12 protein-coding genes and 1 pseudogene are annotated in these 17046 nt (G+C 53.4%); 6 read left to right on the top strand and 7 right to left on the bottom strand.

From position 1 onward, the window contains the following. Window positions 1-322 precede the first annotated feature (322 nt). Entirely contained in the window at window positions 323-2530 is a 2208-nt protein-coding gene (locus SK3146_RS28340; RefSeq protein WP_249861917.1) for an AraC family transcriptional regulator, read from the top strand. A 136-nt stretch (window positions 2531-2666) separates the two neighbouring features. Then, window positions 2667-2879 (top strand): annotated as a pseudogene (locus SK3146_RS28335) (transposase); the annotation flags it as partial. Between the two features lie 47 nt (window positions 2880-2926). Here the strand turns inward: SK3146_RS28335 and SK3146_RS28330 are convergent. Continuing rightward, the gene (locus SK3146_RS28330; protein WP_249861916.1) at window positions 2927-4057 is read right to left on the bottom strand and encodes an IS4 family transposase; all 1131 of its coding nucleotides are present in this window, start codon (window positions 4055-4057) and stop codon (window positions 2927-2929) included. Between the two features lie 205 nt (window positions 4058-4262). On the opposite strand from SK3146_RS28330, the gene SK3146_RS28325 reads away from it, so the two are divergent. Continuing rightward, entirely contained in the window at window positions 4263-4676 is a 414-nt protein-coding gene (locus tag SK3146_RS28325; RefSeq protein ID WP_434006916.1) for an IS5 family transposase, read from the top strand. A 244-nt stretch (window positions 4677-4920) separates the two neighbouring features. Next, window positions 4921-5862 (top strand): aldo/keto reductase family protein, encoded by a 942-nt coding sequence (locus SK3146_RS28320; protein WP_249861915.1) that lies wholly within the window; start codon window positions 4921-4923, stop codon window positions 5860-5862. Window positions 5863-5986: 124 nt separating this feature from the next. On the opposite strand, the gene murC is transcribed toward SK3146_RS28320, so the two are convergent. Next, window positions 5987-7279, bottom strand: coding sequence for a UDP-N-acetylmuramate--L-alanine ligase (gene murC / locus SK3146_RS28315; protein ID WP_249861914.1), 1293 nt, complete (start codon window positions 7277-7279; stop codon window positions 5987-5989). A gap of 586 nt (window positions 7280-7865) precedes the next feature. On the opposite strand from murC, the gene serS reads away from it, so the two are divergent. Further along, window positions 7866-9173 carry a serine--tRNA ligase gene (serS, locus tag SK3146_RS28310; RefSeq protein ID WP_249861913.1) on the top strand — a complete coding sequence of 436 codons (1308 nt, stop codon included), beginning with the start codon at window positions 7866-7868 and terminating at the stop codon, window positions 9171-9173. Between the two features lie 143 nt (window positions 9174-9316). On the opposite strand, the gene SK3146_RS28305 is transcribed toward serS, so the two are convergent. From SK3146_RS28305 to SK3146_RS28285, 5 genes are all read right to left on the bottom strand, one after another. Next, entirely contained in the window at window positions 9317-10201 is an 885-nt protein-coding gene (locus tag SK3146_RS28305) for a putative RNA methyltransferase (RefSeq protein ID WP_249861912.1), read from the bottom strand. Between the two features lie 302 nt (window positions 10202-10503). Next, window positions 10504-11454: a methyl-accepting chemotaxis protein gene (locus SK3146_RS28300; protein WP_249861911.1), complete on the bottom strand. Its 951-nt coding sequence runs from the start codon at window positions 11452-11454 to the stop codon at window positions 10504-10506. 351 nt (window positions 11455-11805) lie between these two features. After that, window positions 11806-12831: a metal ABC transporter substrate-binding protein gene (locus tag SK3146_RS28295; protein WP_249861910.1), complete on the bottom strand. Its 1026-nt coding sequence runs from the start codon at window positions 12829-12831 to the stop codon at window positions 11806-11808. 45 nt (window positions 12832-12876) lie between these two features. Beyond that, a complete protein-coding gene (locus SK3146_RS28290) occupies window positions 12877-13779 on the bottom strand; it encodes a metal ABC transporter permease (RefSeq protein WP_249861909.1) in 903 nt (300 codons plus the stop codon). Next, entirely contained in the window at window positions 13713-14432 is a 720-nt protein-coding gene (locus SK3146_RS28285) for a metal ABC transporter ATP-binding protein (RefSeq protein ID WP_249861908.1), read from the bottom strand. The genes SK3146_RS28290 and SK3146_RS28285 overlap by 67 nt, the downstream gene beginning before the upstream one ends. Window positions 14433-14786: 354 nt before the next feature. Here SK3146_RS28285 and SK3146_RS28280 point away from each other — a divergent pair, with 354 nt between their 5' ends. Next, window positions 14787-16994, top strand: coding sequence for a hypothetical protein (locus SK3146_RS28280; RefSeq protein ID WP_249861907.1), 2208 nt, complete (start codon window positions 14787-14789; stop codon window positions 16992-16994). Window positions 16995-17046 lie beyond the last annotated feature (52 nt).

The following is a 17046-nucleotide window of genomic DNA, read 5'->3' as shown; positions in this document are numbered from 1 at the left end:
GGCTTGGCCCACAAATCCAATGTAGTACAACCAAACCGATAAGCTCAATATTAATTTTTCTTCAAAGCTTCACATTCTTTTAGTCTTCAGTGCTCATCTCAATAATTTCCGTTTTTCAACATTATTTAGAAAACTTCGTTTTTTTGAATAGCGAATTAGAGCACATTTTTTTGTTAAGTTGAATCAAAACATTCAGCACTTAAGCAGGGATGCCTCTTCTCATGTCGAATATGAAGAAATATGTCGAAAAGAAGAATGTCCGAGTTCATACTTGTTAGCGCTTTCTGTATAAAAAACTGCTGCTTAGAGGTGCATGCTTTCTATGAAAAGATTTTTTGAATCCCGTGTATTCAAAAAATATTTGCTTTCACACTTTTTCACCGTACTGGTTGTTACAGGACTTGCTGGTCTTAACTTGTTCAGCTTGATATCAAACAAAATTGAGAAAGAAATGCTCACGATTAATACAAACCGGGTATCTTACATCGAATCCATAGTGGAAAAAAGTGTGCTTGAGCCTGCCGAAATGCTAGTTCTAGATCAGTTGATGTCTGCACAGTTTGTTAATCTTCAAGGATCATATGCTCATCTGGAGTTGCATCAGTTTATTAAAAGCCAGATTAGCTCCATGCCCTTCGTCGAATCCATAAACATTTACTATCCCAAAGAAAAATTACTGATCTCTAGCAACGGCGTTAAATACGATTATACGTCCCCCATTAACGACAAAACGACCTGCAAGCAGCGAAAGTCTAGCGAATCCTGCTGGACAATAACACAAATCGCACAAGAAGAGCACGGAAACGGGCTTCAGGAAGAAGGACTAATTACCTACGCTAAATCCGCTGCCCTCAAAAGCGGGGACGGACCGTTATACATTCTGTATGTAAATGTATACATAGATAACATTAAACAAATTTTGACAAGACAACTTGTTAATAATCAAGAAGCACTAGTCATTTTGTCTAATGACGGAAAAGTTATTACGCAAAGCACATCAGCAGTACCTCGTTTGGCAGATCTGAAACCGGATTCTTTTGAACGCGCGTTAAATTCCGAGCAGTTGTCGATGATCAAATTACAAAATCTAGAGCTAATGCAATTCTTCAAGGAGTCTCCTTATACCGGATGGAAATACGTATTACTCATGCCTACGAGCGACTTTTTTCGTGTTCCATTTGAAATCCGATCGGTCATTCTTATGATTTCTGCCAGTGCTCTGGTACTGGGAGCGCTCCTGGCAATCGTATTTGCAATAAATCATTATAAGCCTCTCAGATTACTAGCTGCCAAACTAAAGGGGATTCCCGATTATGAGTCGAAGATGGATAGCAACGAATATATATTGATAGAACAAAGCATTCAGCATTTGAACTATTCGGTAGCCAATTTGAAAGCACAAGTAATAGAAAACAATTTAAATCAATTGTTGCACGGAACTCTAGGATTTTTAGACGAAAAGGAATTTCTAACAGGACTGCGTGGAGAAATGTTCGTCGTCGTAATGTATGCGCTAGATGAAGAAATTTCGACATCATTCTGCAATTGGGATAAAAAGGTAAGAGAAAAACTGCTTGAAGCCGGTGTAGATGTATTTCTTACCTTCTACAGCAAACGAAAGCTGGCGGCTACATTTAACTTCAACCTTGAAGACAGGGACCGGGTATTTAGATATATAGCACAAAGCATACATATACCCGAGCTCTCGCCGAAACCATTGATTTGCGCCGTTGGCCCAATAGTTCAAGCTGCAGAGCTCCATTTATCCTGTGAAGGTGCATTAGAAGCAATGAAGCATCGTTATCTGGTCCATGGCGAATTGAAAGAACCGTTAATATACGAAGCCATACACCAGCTCGATCATTTTGTAGCCTCAGGCTTGTACGAAGATATCGCTCTTGCTATGAAGAATAACCAGATTGAGAAAGTCCGCCGAAGGGTGAAAACGCTCACAGAGCAGCTTTCCGAGCGAATGTACAGATATGAAAGCGTGGAACTCGTTCTGTATCAGATCATTCCTATGATCGCCGAAAAGATGATGGAGAACAATCCCTATGAAGAGAGTAGATCAACCAATGCACGACAGTTGGCAGATGAGTTGTTCAGACGGCGAAACGTGTTTGAGGCTTTTGCCTGGTTGATAGAACTAATTGAAGGCATGCTTGATGCACAACGATTCGATCATGTTACGAAAATGGTTATGCAAAGTGTTAAATCATATATTGATGAACATTATCATCAGGAGATCTCTCTAGAGATTCTATCCCAAAAAACATTTATGAGTTCATCCTATATTTCCCAATTATTCAAAAAAACATTTGGAATTGGCGTATCAGAATATGTGTCCCAGGTTCGTTTGGACAAGGCTAAGGATATGCTAGAAGATCAAGCGCTTAAGATTGAGCGTATAGCCGAATTGGTCGGAATGTCCAATAGTACCTACTTTATCACGAAGTTCAAAAAAAGATTCGGTTTAACGCCTAACCAATATCGCATGCAATACAAAGCGAAGATTATGAAGCCTGATTAAATTTCATCATTAGACGCTTAATCTTCTGCTCCAGAACGTAAAGCCTCGGCTTCTTTTTTCAAGAGTAAAATTTATTTTCAACTAGAGCGTGTCTTCAAACTACAAGGCCAGCCCAAAACATGGTAAACTTAGTACTATGAGAAGACGATATGAAATACGCGATGATCAATGGGATCAAATAAAAGATTTACTGCCACCGGAACGGAAACGTCAAGGCGGACGTATTGCAAAAGACAATCGGATGATGCTGAATGCCATGCTATGGGTTGCCAGATCTGGAGCACCGTGGCGGGATTTGCCTGAACATTACGGTTCATGGAAAACAGTGTACACTCGTTTCCGTCGCTGGCAGATAGCGGCATATGGGATAAAATTCTGAAGCATCAGGCCTGTTGATTATCCAGAATATGTAACTAAGATCGATCCGTAATCCACAATGAGACGATGTAAGCGAATCATCCATTCTACGGGTAGTCGATCCAGAAGAAGCAGGCGAGCAAATCGAACAAACGAAAGATTAGCATGACGAGGGAATCCATGTTTTGTCCCATCAAATAGCCATTTGAGCAGCACAAAGACGATCAGCGCAGAGAACAATTGGCCATAGACGGCGTTTTCGGTCGTACCAAATAACGTTGGAATGTTTAGATGTTGCTTGATCCAACGAAAAAACACCTCAATTTGCCAACGAGCTTTATAGATCAGGGCGATTTGTTCAGCTGTAATGCCCAGCAAATCGGTCACGACGCGAATTTCTCTACCCTCAAAATCACGAAAGATGACAACGCGGTGACGATGCTTAGAACGACACTGAGGGGTTCCCAACTGGCAAGTGATATCCCGAATGACCGGAGAATCTGTAGTGACTTGACGCCGAAGTGCATAGGGTTTTTCAAAATGAACATGGTCACGAAGCCGGATGACAAAGGATTGTCCATCTTGTTTATAGCGGTCCAGGCGCTCCAGTTTGCCGTAAGCCCGGTCCATGACCATAATAAAGTCGGGGTTTTCCAAGGATTCGCATACAGGGCCATCGTGCCTTGCGCCGATCGTTTCCGTAACGCCAAGCGGTTGTCCGTTTTGCGCCCGCAATGCAACATGCAGTTTAACCGCAGCCCGCTCTCCGTGGTAGGGGGCCCAGGGCAAGCGAGTTTTCCCAACCGTCATCGTCGTAGAGTCAATGAGTAGCAATTCTTTTGGAAAGGCCAGCTTTCGCCGAGTTTCGCGATTACATTTGCGGACAAGCAGGTGAAATAGCTCTTTAAATACAGCAAACGGCACATCAGCTGCTTTTCCGGAAAAACACGAATAGTGAACTTGAGACAGACCGTTACAAGCAGCATGATCTGCGCCGAAACGATACCCGGACCATTCTTCACTGGCTGCGGCAACCCAATAGTGAAGCAACTGATAAACGGTGAATTTTCGCGCCTTATCCACATAACCAATCGCTTTAACGATGGATTCGACTTCTTCGGGTGTAAGGACAGTTTGAAGAATCGGGAGAATCGTGTTAAACTTTTTCATGGAGTCGTCACCTTCCGGTCTGTTTGTAGGGGTACAAACATTTTACCGGGTTGACGGCTCTTTTTCTACCATTTAGTGGTTAATCAACAGGTCTGCTAAAGCATGTATCTATATCCCCTGATTTTGAAAATATCATGCTCGATGCCACTATTGTCCGCGTCCATCAGCATGGCGCAGGTGCAAAAGTGGGCAGCAATTTCAAGCTATCGGACGATCCAGAGGTGGAATAACGACCAAAATCCATGTCATTGTGGACGCGCTCGGCAATCCGTTGCGCTTCGAACTGACTGCTGGCAATAGCCACGATTGTGTGAAAGGCTATGAAATGCTTCAAGATATGGATCTGGCCGGTAAGACGGTAATTGCCGATCGAAGCTATGACATGAATAACATCCTGGAACTGATAGAGAAGCAACAAGCCATTGCAGTCATTCCGAGTCGAAAACATCGTAAAGTCCAGCGAAAGTGCGATTGGTGGCTCTACAAAGAACGCCACCTGGTCGAATGTCTATTCAACAAGCTCAAACATTATCGCAGACTGGCCACTCGTTATGATAAACTAACCTGTACATTTGCCGCCTTCTTATCGCTGGCCTCTATTTTGTTATGGCTAAATTAGGTTTGAAGACACGCTCTAATCACTCTCACGATCCAGTTTGGGAATTCCTTTGGCGGAAGCATACGATGTGATCTTTGACTGAAGCAACTTGCATGGGTTTATTTATCAAATCCAAAGTTACTTTTTCGTAAGTGCCGTACCTTCAGGTAAGTTAATGAACTCTTTTTCAGCTCTTACCAAAACAAGCGATTATTTCTATAATAGACTACAGCAACCATTATACCAAATCAGGGAGGCATGCGAGATGCAATATCGCAAACTGGGAAACAGCGGACTGAAAGTAAGTGAGATCAGCCTGGGAAGCTGGTTGACATACGGAGGCTATGTGGCGGACGATCATGCCGTTCGTTCGATCGAGCAAGCTTACGATCTTGGAGTCAATTTCTTCGATACCGCCAATATGTATGAGCGCGGCGAAGCGGAGAAAGTCATGGGCAAGGCGTTGTCCCAATATCCGCGCGAATCCTACGTGCTGGCCACGAAGGTGTTCAACAAAATGGGCGAAGGCCCCAACGACCGCGGCTTGTCGCGCAAGCACATCATGGAGCAATGCGATGCCAGCTTGAAGCGTCTCGGAACCGATTACATCGATATTTATTACTGCCACCGCTACGATAAGGAGACGCCGCTCGAAGAGACGCTGCGCGCCCTCGACGATCTCGTCACTCGGGGCAAGGCGCTCTACATCGGCGTGAGCGAATGGACTCCGGCTCAAATCGTGGAGGCGTACGCGCTTGCCGACAAATATTTGCTCGACAAGATTATCGTCAACCAGCCGGTTTACAATATGTTCAACCGTTACATCGAGAAGGAAATTATTCCTATCGGCCTGGAAAAAGGTTACGGACAGGTCGTCTTCTCTCCGCTCGCTCAAGGTCTGCTTACAGGCAAATACCGTCTGGGTCGGCCGATTCCTGCGGACAGCCGGGCGGCCAGCAAAAACTGGGGCGAGAAACAGCTCAGCGAGTCCAACCTGACTAAAGTCGAGAGCATTTCCAAAATCGCGGACGAGCTCGGCATCAAAGTATCCCAGCTCGCGATCGCCTGGATTCTCCGTCAGAATAATGTCGCCAGCGCTCTCGTCGGCGCAAGCCGTCCGGAGCAGGTCGTCGAGAACTGCGCCGCCAGCGGGATCACGCTGTCCGCAGATGTGCTGCAAGCCATCGAGGAGATTTTGCAAGGCTAACGAGCGGTTAGCTGTCATCCGCAAGCCAAGGGCGGCTTCCTCCGGTAGTATTCCGATCCGGATGGGAGCCGCCCTTTGGTTTAGCCTTAAGGCCGTCTATATATAACGCCAACCTCCGCTTGTCTTACAGGCGTTCCAGCAGTTGTTGGTACTTTTGAATATCGCCCGCTCCCATAAATACGAGAACGCTGTTATCGTAGCCGGTCAGATCGGCGACCGTGCTTTCGGAAATGAGCTGGGCATTCGGAATTTGCTCGCGCAGCTGCTCGATCGATACTTTGCCGAACGCTTCCCGCGCCGAGCCGAAGATCGGGCATAAGAACACGTCGTCGGCCTCCCGCAGCGACACGGCGAAATCGTCCATCAGCTTCTCTACGCGGCTGAACGTATGCGGCTGAAACACGCCGACCACCCGCTTCTCCGGATATTTGCTGCGCACCGCTTCCAGCGTAGCCTTAATTTCCGAAGGATGATGCGCATAATCGTCGATCAGCACGTTGCCTCTCCACCGTTTCTCCGTGAAGCGCCGCTTCACTCCGGAGAACGAGCTCATATGCGCTCTGATTTGCTCCATGTCCAGATCGAGCAGCAGCCCCGTGCCGATGACCGACAGCGCGTTAAGCACATTATGCCGGCCGAACGCCGGGATGAAGAAACGCCCCAGCTGCGCGCTGCGCCACTGGACGGAGAAAGAGACGCCGCCTCCGGCTACGGCCACATCGGCCGCTCTCAGCTCGTTATGCGGCTCGAACCCGTACAACAGCGTTTTCTTGTCCGTCCGCATGAGACGCACCTGCTCGTCGTCGCCGCAGGCGACCAAATTCCCCCGGACCAGAGAAGCCATCTCTTCGAAAGCGCTCCTCACATCGTGAATGTCTGCGAAATAATCGGGATGATCGAAATCGATATTCGTAATAACCGCAATTTCAGGACGGTAAGCGAGAAAATGCCTTTTATACTCGCAGCTCTCGAAAATAAACAGGCTGGCATCGGGATGTCCGGTTCCCGTTCCGTCTCCGACAAGGCTGCACGAGGCCTTCACCGAGCCTAAGGCATGCGCCATCATTCCGGTCGTCGTCGTCTTGCCGTGCGATCCGGTAACCGCAATGCTCGTAAAGCCGCGCATCCAGTCGCCGAGAAAATGATGATAACGCCGCACCGTAAGCCCGGCCAGCCTGCAATGCACCAGCGCGGCGTGGTCGTCCTGGAATGCGTTGGAGGCAATAACGGTCATCTCTGAAGACAGCGGAGCATGGCCAAACGTATAAATCGGAATCCGGCGCGACTCCAAAGCAGCCTGGGTAAATATATAATCCTCGGTATCCTCGCCCTGAACACGGTGTCCAAGATCGTGCAGCAGCTGCGCCAGAGCGCTCATCCCGCTGCCCTTAATTCCGATAAAATGATAGTTTCCCATGGTAACCTCCCGCAGCAACTTATTCACATGCTGTTAGTATATGTAAAACCTTTGAAATATGCTTTTGCCTATTTCACTTTTATTTCCTCCGCCCCTCCTCCATCATACGCTCTTCCGCCCCGTTTGTCTTGTGCGGCGACAAATCGGCGCGGCAGCCGGAACCTTGTTTTATTATTGCTTGCATTATATGCCGGCGTTTGCATCCGGTATCCTATCGAAAGCCTACTCATCCAAACTTTTCCACATTTTCCTTCGCCAAACGACTCCACATGCGGTTCTTCGCCCGGCCCGCACTTGAATAAAGGGTCCGGAATACGGTATACTGATAAAACAATTTCATCACGGCCATTATGCCTATGAAGAGAATCCAACTCGGAGGCGTTTTCGTCAAGGGGAACCCGGGCTCCAACACCCGGAGCATCCCCCCTAAGCTTACCGGCACCGCCCGTTACCGCGGAACCAAAGAGGATCGAATCGCCTGAAGCGGTTCGGTCAAGTTGGGTGGCACCGCGAGTGTGAAGCGCTCCTCGTCCCATACGGATGAGGGCGCTTTTTGCATTTTCACACAAAAAGGAGCGAGGGAACCATGTTGGACATCAAATGGGTGAGAGAACACGCAGGGCTGGTGCAGACGGTCGCCGACCGGAAAAAGATTCGCTTGTCGGTTGCCAAACTGCTGGAATGGGACGAACGAAGGCGGGAACTGCTGCAGCGGATCGAGCCGCTGCGTCAAGCGCGCAATCAGCGGTCGCAAGCGATTAGCGGGCTGATCCGGGAAGGACGCGCGGATGAAGCCGAGGCGGGCAAAGCGGAGGTAAGAGAGCTCGGCCTGCAGCTCTCCGGACTGGAGACGGAGCTGGCCGAAGCGGAGCTGGCCTGCAATCAGCTGCTGCTGCTCGTTCCGAATATCGTATCGCCGGACACGCCCGAAGGGTTGTCGGACGAAGATAACGTCGAGGTTCGGAGCACAGGCGCGCAGCCGGTCTTTGCCTTTGCCCCCAGAGATCATGTAGCGCTCGGCGAGCTGCACGATATGATCGATATTCCGCGCGGCGTGAAAACGGGCGGCAGCCGCAGCTACTACCTGAAGGGCGCAGGCGTTCTGCTGCACCGCGCCGTTCAGCAGCTTGCGCTTGATTTGCTGCTGCACAAAGGCTTCACGCCGCTGGAAGTGCCGCTGATGGTGCGGACCGAAGCGCTCACGAGCACCGGCTTTTTCCCGCTCGGTCAAGATCAGGTGTACCGCATCGACGGCGGCGAAACGTGGCTGGCCGGCACATCGGAAGCGGCGCTGATCTCCTATTACAGCAACGAAATCGTCGATCTGTCGGCCCCCCGTCTGCTGGCCGCCGCATCGCAGTGTTTCCGCAGCGAGGTCGGCTCGGCAGGGCGCGACGTCCACGGTCTATACCGCGTGCATCAATTCGCCAAGGTGGAGCAGGTCGTGCTCTGCGAAGCAGACCCCGATCTTGCGGAGTCGCTGCTCCAGGCGATCACCCGCAATGCGGAGGAGCTGCTGCGGCTGCTTGAGCTGCCCTATCGGGTGATGGCCGTCTGTACCGGGGATATGTCGCAAAAAACCTACAAACAGTACGATATCGAAACATGGATGCCGAGCCGGCAAAACTACGGCGAAACTCATTCGTCGTCCAATCTGCTCGACTTCCAGGCGCGGCGCTCCAATATCCGGTACCGCGACGCGCAGGGTCGGCTGCGTTTCTGCTATACGCTGAACAATACCGCGGTGGCTTCGCCGCGCATTCTCATCCCGCTGCTGGAAACCCACCAGCAGGAAGACGGCTCGGTCCGGATTCCGCCGGCTCTGAGGCCGTACATGAACGGCCTGGAGCTGCTCGTTCCGGGAGCCGAAGCTTCGGGCGCCTCCTTCCGGTAGGGGCGCAGCTTGAGCTTGGACTTGAGTTTGAGCTTGAGCTTGAGCTTGAGCCGTTGCCCATACGGGAACGGGGGTCATGCAGCCCGCATGACCCCCGTTCTTAATTGGTTTTACCCGAAAATCCGGCAGGCAATCGCCCTCGTCTATTTCTCTCCGGTTAAGATCATTAAATCAATCGTAATCTCAGGCAAGCTCATAGCCAGAACTTGCTGCAGACGCTCCTCCGTCACCCTCCATGAGAGCGGCGTCATGCGCAGCAGCGGCTCCAGCAGCTGCTTGTCCAGCGGAAACCGATACCGCACCCGCTTCGCATCCGTTTGCCTAAAGTTTTCCCGAAACAGCTGCAACGTCCGATCATTCGCAAAAGTCCGCATCGGCAAGCCTCCGTACAAAGCACCCCGCAATTCCTTCAAATAATCCCGTTCGGGAATGACCTTGATCACCATGCCGTCAGCGGTCATAAGTCTTCGAAACTCAGCATAGTTGGCCGGCGACAACATGTTCAGAATGAATCCGAACTGCCCGCCGGCAAACGGGCAGGCCGCGATGTCCCCGACGCACCAAATCGCGTTCGCATAGGCCGTGGCCGCTCCGATCCCGTCCCTCGAAATGTCGAGCCCTACGGTGAGCGGCGGCCGACCGGCATTTCGCACGATGTTGTCCCGGATGCCTGACAAATGCGAGCCTTCCCCGCACCCTGCATCCAATATTCTCGCCTGCGCGTTGCCGCTGCCGAGCCGCTTCAGGATCGTATCGCTTACGGCGGCGTGCAGCGGCTCGAAGAGACCTTCTCCGCACAACATCCTTCTCGCCTCGAACATCCGCTTATCGTATTTGGTCTCCAGCGGCCGCGGCAATAAGTTAATATAGCCCTGCCGCGATAGATCGAAACAATGGCGCTGGCTGCAAATAAGGCTTTGCAGACCGGCCATTCGCATCGGAGATGAGCATAACGGGCATCTGAAAATCGCTTCATTTTGTGCTATAACGCCCGCATGAACCGTCCGTTTATTTTCTTTTTTGGACATCAAAAAAGCACCCCGTTCATTCGTAATAGGTGAATGAAAAAAGGCGCAGTCAAATAAACCCAATCATTTTCCAAAAAAAATGAATGGATTCCATGATCTGCACCCTTTTTACCTGTAACGAATGAACTGGATGATCATAACGGAACTCTCCCGGTGGTAGATAGTGTAATACATGATAGATTATATCATATATTGAGGAATTCGTCGTCCGCCGGCCGTTCCGCAGACCTCAAGCCGCAGCATGATGACCGCAAGCCCGCAGGCTTGGACCGACGCGCTATGCGAGCGGGAACTGTGTTTTCTCATACGTTTCCTTGCGACATCATTCCGCGCAAATCGTTAGCCCGCTCGTCCAGTTGTCCCGCAGCTTCGCCGATCTCGACGAACGCTTCGGCGGCCAGCTTGTTTTGCTCAAGGCTCTTGATAATCGCCTGCCGCGAATCTCTGATGCCTCCGCTGACGCGCGCGACTTGATCGGAAATGCCCTCTAGATCCGTTTGGATTTCCCCTGCCGCTTCCTGCACTTGCAGCGCCAGCTTCTTCACTTCGCTTGCAACAACGCCGAAGCCGCGCCCGTATTCTGCGGCATGCGCAGCCTCGATCGCTGCGTTCAACGCCAGCAAATTCGTCTGTGAAGCGAAATCCTGAATCGTCTTGACGATGCTGCGGACGGCTTGAGCCTGCTGCTCCAGGTCGCGCAAATCGTGCAATTGCCGTTCATAGCCGCCGACCGTCTCTTCGACCGCCGATGACAGCTGCCTGCTGCGGCCGAGTCCCGCCTCCGCCCGCCGGTACAGCTCCGCAGCCATCTCCTGCAGCTCGCCCGTCACGCGCGCACCCGTCTCTTCCCGCACGGTAATGTCGGTAGCGACCTTCAATACGGCCGATATAGCGCCCGACTTATCCTGTACGGGCATATACGTCGCTTCCAGCCAAACGATATGTCCGTCCTTGGCGATTCGCTCCACTTTTTCCTGAAATTTTTCCCCTCTCCGCAGCCGGTCCCATAAAGCTCCGTACTCCGGACTGTTCGCAAATGATTTCGTGCAAAACTGCCGGTGATGCGCGCCGGGCAGCTCCTCCGCGCAATACCCCATCGTCCGGGCAAAAGATTCATTAGCCCACAGCACGTTTCCGTGCCTGTCGAACTCGATCATGGCCAAGGAACGCTCTAACGCGGCAAGCACCGCACCCGCTTCCAGCACTTGCGTGCTCTCGTAAACGTTAATGTTGTCCGCCATTTTGACTTGCAACCTCTTTCCTGCTATCCAATGCTATTCTCTGGCTCCGCTCGCTGCACAGCTTATAAGTATACTAACAGAAACTGTACAAAATCTGAACATTTCCAACTCCCTCCCCGCTCTCAGGCCGCTTTTCACAACGCTCATAGGGGAAGCTGCGCCAATCGCAGGAGGCGGGTGCAAGCCATTTTCCGGTTAAACGGCAAAATAATTCCACCAATTGGGGCTTTGGCTTCGAAGCTGATTCAGGTACTTTACCGGGAGCCCCCGGATATCCACAGGATATTGCTGCGCATCACTTCCTAAACAACAAAAAAAGCCCGCCTCCCCGTCCGGATCGCCGGAGAGGAAACGGGCCTGTCATTATTCGTTCAGCGCCGATTGCAATGCGGCGAGGTTGTTCTGCATAATGCCGATATAGTCGAGATTTTTCGCTTTGTCGTCGTCCGTCAGTCCTTCGATCGGATTGAGCACCGCGGTTTTGGCGCCGAGCTCCTTGGCAACGGTCTCAGCGACCTTCGGAGCGACCAGCGTTTCGAAGAAAATCGTCTTCACCTGCTTCTCCTTAGCGAATTGGACGATCTCGCCCAGCTTGCCCGGCGACGGCTCCTGTTCGGGGGACAGACCGGCAATCGGCACCTGCGTCAAGCCATAGCGCTTGGCCAAATAGCCGAAAGCGGCGTGCTGGGTGACGAATTCCTTATGCTTGGCGCCGGAGAGTCCGTCCTTGAAGGCTTTGTCCAATTGCTGCAGCTTGGCGATGTAAGCATCTGCGTTTTTCTTGTACGTCTCTTTATTGGCCGGATCGGCCTTCTCCAGCGCATCCTGGATTGCCTGCACTTCTTTTTGCGCCAAAACCGGGTCGAGCCAAATATGGGGATCAAGCACAGGCCCCTCGGCGGAAGCATGCTCCTTGCCGTGATCGTGGTCGTCCTCGTCTTCCTCTTCCACGCCTTCCATCAGCTCGATCCCTTTGCTCGCTTCGACAACGGCGGTTTGCTCTTTCTTCAAGCTGTCGAGCGCCTTATCCGCCCAGCTCTCCATGCCGGCGCCGTTGTATACGAAGATGCCGGCGTCTTGAATTTGCTTCATGTCTTGAGCGGTCGGCTCCCAATCGTGCGGCTCCACGCCTCCGGGGATCAAATTCACGACATCCGCTTTATCTCCGGCCACCTGGCGCGAGAACTCGTACAGCGGATAGAAGCTCGTCACGATCTTCAGCTTCGTCGCAGCCGCCGGCTTAGACGAAGTGTCTGCGGCCGATTGCGGGGCGGTTTGTCCGCCGGCCGCCGCCGGAGCCGTCTTCGGCTCCGCGCTGCTGCATCCTGCCGCAAGTACCAAACTCGAGGCCAACAATAATCCCAATGATTGCTTTACTAATGATTTCATCTCGTTCCTCCATTTATATCTAAAAGTGTAGTGAAAATCCGCTTCTTACTGCATGCCGCGGGAAGGAGCATGCGTCAGCTCGCCGGAAGTCGCGGAACCGATCTTCTCTTCCTGCAGCGGTACGTTTCGATTGCGAAGCTTCCCTATGTAGAGCCAGCCGCGCTTGACGAGCAATCCGCCGATCAGAAAAGCGAGCAGCGTCAAAGCGATCGTCCCGCCCGGCGGCGTGTTCAGCTTATACGAGGCGGTCAAGCCCGTATACACTCCGGTCAGCCCCGCCGCCATGGCAATCCAGATCGCTCCGGCGAAGCTGCGGGCAATGCGAATAGCGAGCGCGGCGGGCAGCACGACCAGCGACGAGACGAGCAGCACCCCGACGATCGGCATCGCTACGGCAACGGCCATTCCCGTCATAATGCTGAAGGAAAGCGACAGCAGCTTCACCTTCAGCCCGCTCGTCTCTGCCGTCTCCTCGTCGAACGCAAGCACATACAAAGGGCGGCGCAGCAGGCAGAAATACAGCCCGCCGATAACGGCCACCGCCAGCATCAGCCACAGTTCGCCGCCGCTGACGGCGACGATCGAGCCGAATAGATAGGCGTTCATGCTTTTGCTGAGCCCCTGGCTCATATTCATGATGACGACCGAAGAAGCCAGCCCGCCGATCATAATGATCGCAATTGAAATTTCGCTGAAGGACCGGAACGACCTGCGCACGTACTCCACCGCGCACGCTCCGACGATGGCGACCAGGAAAGCGGTGACGACCGGGTTTAGGCGCAGCAGCGATCCGAGCGCCACTCCGGCGAGCGACACATGGGACAGCGTATCGGCCATCAGCGCCTGTCTGCGCAGCATCAGATAGACGCCCAGCACGGAAGCTAGCAGGGAGACGATCCCTCCGGCCAAAAATGCCCGCTGCATGAACTCGTAGTGCAGCATTTCCAATCTCCTCCCTCCTTTCGCTTCAGCTCGATGACCCTGTCGATGCGCGGCAGCGCCTCCTCCAAGCCGTGCGTCACCATAACGACCGATCGCCCGTGTCGTTTCACCTGATGCTCCATCAGCTCATAAAAGCCTAATCGGCTCTCCTTATCCATCCCGGTCGCGGGCTCGTCAAGCACAAGCAGGTCCGGCTCCTGAGCAAGCGCGCGGGCGATGCAAATGCGCTGCTTCTGTCCTCCCGACAGCTCGCCGATCCTGTTATGGCGCAAATGCCACATCCCCACCTGCTTTAGCGCCGCCTCGACCGCGGCATGATCCTGCGCCCCCAGCCTGGCGAACCAGCGCCGCCGCGCATAACGGCCCGATTGAACGAACTCCAGCACTTTGCTCGGAAAGCCGCTGTTGAAGGAAGCGATCTGCTGGGGCACGTATCCTATCGTCCCGCCCCGCCCCTCGGCTGGGAGTCCGGGGCGTTCAATCTCGCCCGTCCACGGCTTAAGCAGCCCGAGCATCAGCTTGAGCAGCGTCGTCTTGGCGGCGCCGTTCGGGCCGATGATTGCGGCGAATTCCCCCTGCATCACCGATAAATTCACGTTGTCCAGGCAAGGATACTCGGTATATCCGAAGACAACCTCCTTCATCCGGATCAGTTCCATGCGCTCACCTCCTCCTTGCAACAGCCGCATCGCCAATAAGCAGCCATGCTCTGCATATAATCTCTTTGCCCCATTTATAAACGTAAAATTTACAAATAACATAGTCCATCATAAAACAACCAAGCCTATTTGTAAATAGTATTTTTTACGTTTTATAAGCGTAATCATTACTTTTATAACCTCTGAAGCGGATAACATCCGGCTAAAAAGGCGAATGCTTGCGCTTTTCCAGATTCAAATGGCCGCTCCGCTCTTTTTTCACCGGGCTTCTAGGACCGGCTTGCGGTTCGCCCAACGTAACTTTTGGCGCCTGCCTTGCGTCTAATGAGAAAAAGAAACGAAGGAGCTGCTTTCGTGAAAACAAATCGGGAACCGAGGCGATTATGGCGCCGCTGGCTGGCCGCCGGAACGGCGTGGACGTTCGCTTACACTTTCGCAGCGGCCGCGCCTGCTGCGGCTGAGCTTCCGGCAAGCGGAAAGATCGGGGACGTTATCGGGCGGGTGCTCTCCACCGATATTCGGGCGTCTATTAACGGCCAGCCCATCCCTTCGATGAATATCGACGGCTACACCGCCGTCGTGGCCGAAGATTTGCGGCAGTACGGGTTTGAAGTCGCCTGGCTTCCCGCCCAGCACAAAGTATCGATTCATTACGCTTCCGGCAAGCCCGCCGAGCCGCCGCCCGCGCAGCAGGATGATCCGCCGAGCCGGGTCGGCGTCAAGCTGGGAGATGTGCTGTACACGGACATTCAGGCCGAGTACGACGGGGTGAGCATCCCTTCTTACAATATCGGCGGACAAACGGCGGTGCGTCTGAACGACCTCGGGCCATTCGGGCAGGTGGAATGGAATGAGCAGGCGCGGACATTAAGCTTCGCTCCCGGCGAGACGGAAGCTTACAAGGAACACGCGCCGCTCGTCATCCGGCAGACGGCCATAACGGAGCTGGGCCCGATAACGGCTGCGGATTCGGTCGTCCGGCTGAAGGACGCCGTCATCGGCCGCATCGCCGACGGAACGCCGATGCTCTCGATCCGCAAGCTGGCCGAGCGGCTCGGCTACCTCGTATCCGAGGATGCGCGGCAGCATACGCTCACTTTGGATAACGGCGTCAATCGCATTCAGATGACGCCGGATCGCAAGGGCCCTTCTCTATACTGGCTCGGCTCGGAGACCGAAGGACCCGACTGGTCCAAGGCGCCCTTGATCGAGAATGGAGACTGGCTCGTGCACGAACAGGACGCGCGCGCTTTGCTAGGCTGCTCCACGGACATCGATCACAGCGACTCGCAGTGGGATTACCGCTGCGCGGAATACGAGGTGCAGGACTACGGCGTGCTGGATTCCAGTCCGAGCTATTTGTACGGCGTGCAGGCGGACGCCTATCTGGACGACGGCAAGCTGTTCATTCCTGCGCTGATCGCCAGAAATCACGCCAGTCAGTCCCTGTACACGGAAGGCCGGTTCAACGTGTTCAAGACCGGCGAAGCGGCCGGAGACGGCGGACTGTCCCGGTATAAGCTGGCCGCGGAGACGCCGCTCGACATCAAGGATAACGATGTCGTTCTGCAAATAACGAACGGCTATAAAGTGCTGTATCAGAAAAGATTCGCCCCGGCCACAGAGCTGCTGGGAGCCAGCGGCTTGCTGCCGGACGATACGCCGCTGCCGCACGGCGAGTACAGCCGCATTTCGCTCGATCAGCCGGCTTCCGCCCTGACGGCGACGGAGCTTGCCTCCGTACAGGTGAGCGGCTCCGTCCGCACGGCGGTAGGCTCCAAGCTGAAGTTTATCGTGGAGAAACGGGAAGAAGCCGGCTACCGCGAAGTGTGGGAGCAGTCGGCAAGCCTGCCCGCCGAGCGCTTCTCCGAAGAGCTGCCGCTTCCGAGCGGCCAAGGATTGTACCGGGTCCGCATTCAAAGCGAGCAGCAAGAAGCGGCCGGGGTCATCCGCTCCGACTTCGACATCGCCCGTCTATATGTGCGGAAAACCGCCGGAGACCCCATCCCTTCTCCGGTGGATGCGCAGGCTTATACGCCTCCGGCTTCGGCAAAGCTCCATGAACTCAGCGGTTCATGGACGGCGGGCAGTTATCCGGAGCGGTTCGTCGGCTACCGCGGAATGCCGCTTGCGCTCAGCCTGGACGCCTACGACTTCAACAGCCCGAACGGCTTCTGGCTCGGGTCTCCCGTCGAAGTCGACCTGCAGCTGACCCATGTCGGAGATAATTCGCTGGAAATGACAAAGCCCATCGTTTACGATGTCATCATTACCCGGGTTACCGAGCAAGCTGGCGAGAGCGTCTTTCAACCGGTATGGCACGGCCGGGCTCCGGCCTTGACGGGAAGCCTGAAGCCGCTCTATTACCGCCGGTTCCAGTTCTCTTGGGATATGAAGGACGACGACGGACATCCGGTTCCTCCCGGCAATTATCATATCGAAGCCGTTTTGCCGATGACGTACGAGTATAACGATTTGAGCACCGGCCAAGCGCAAACTCAGCTGGCGGAGCAGACGATGCGGACCCACGCCTTATTGACGGCCGAATGGCCGCAGCCATAACCGCGATGAGCATCGACGTATCTTTCAAAGATGAGCGGCCGCGGTTAGAGGT

Origin of the sequence: Paenibacillus konkukensis (assembly GCF_023523925.1) — a bacterium.
In the GTDB taxonomy this organism is placed as follows: Bacteria; Bacillota; Bacilli; order Paenibacillales; family NBRC-103111; genus Paenibacillus_S; species Paenibacillus_S doosanensis.
The sequence above is the reverse complement of the archived record's forward strand: the minus strand, read 5'-3'. Positions and strand labels throughout refer to the sequence as shown.

What these genes read in the sequence shown, in the direction of transcription:
- SK3146_RS28340 (WP_249861917.1), top strand. Translation starts at nt 323, where the DNA reads ATGAAAAGATTTTTTGAATCCCGTGTATTCAAAAAATATTTGCTTTCA.
- SK3146_RS28330 (WP_249861916.1), bottom strand. Translation starts at nt 4,057, where the DNA reads ATGAAAAAGTTTAACACGATTCTCCCGATTCTTCAAACTGTCCTTACA.
- SK3146_RS28320 (WP_249861915.1), top strand. Translation starts at nt 4,921, where the DNA reads ATGCAATATCGCAAACTGGGAAACAGCGGACTGAAAGTAAGTGAGATC.
- murC (WP_249861914.1), bottom strand. Translation starts at nt 7,279, where the DNA reads ATGGGAAACTATCATTTTATCGGAATTAAGGGCAGCGGGATGAGCGCT.
- serS (WP_249861913.1), top strand. Translation starts at nt 7,866, where the DNA reads ATGTTGGACATCAAATGGGTGAGAGAACACGCAGGGCTGGTGCAGACG.
- SK3146_RS28305 (WP_249861912.1), bottom strand. Translation starts at nt 10,201, where the DNA reads ATGTCCAAAAAAGAAAATAAACGGACGGTTCATGCGGGCGTTATAGCA.
- SK3146_RS28295 (WP_249861910.1), bottom strand. Translation starts at nt 12,831, where the DNA reads ATGAAATCATTAGTAAAGCAATCATTGGGATTATTGTTGGCCTCGAGT.
- SK3146_RS28285 (WP_249861908.1), bottom strand. Translation starts at nt 14,432, where the DNA reads ATGGAACTGATCCGGATGAAGGAGGTTGTCTTCGGATATACCGAGTAT.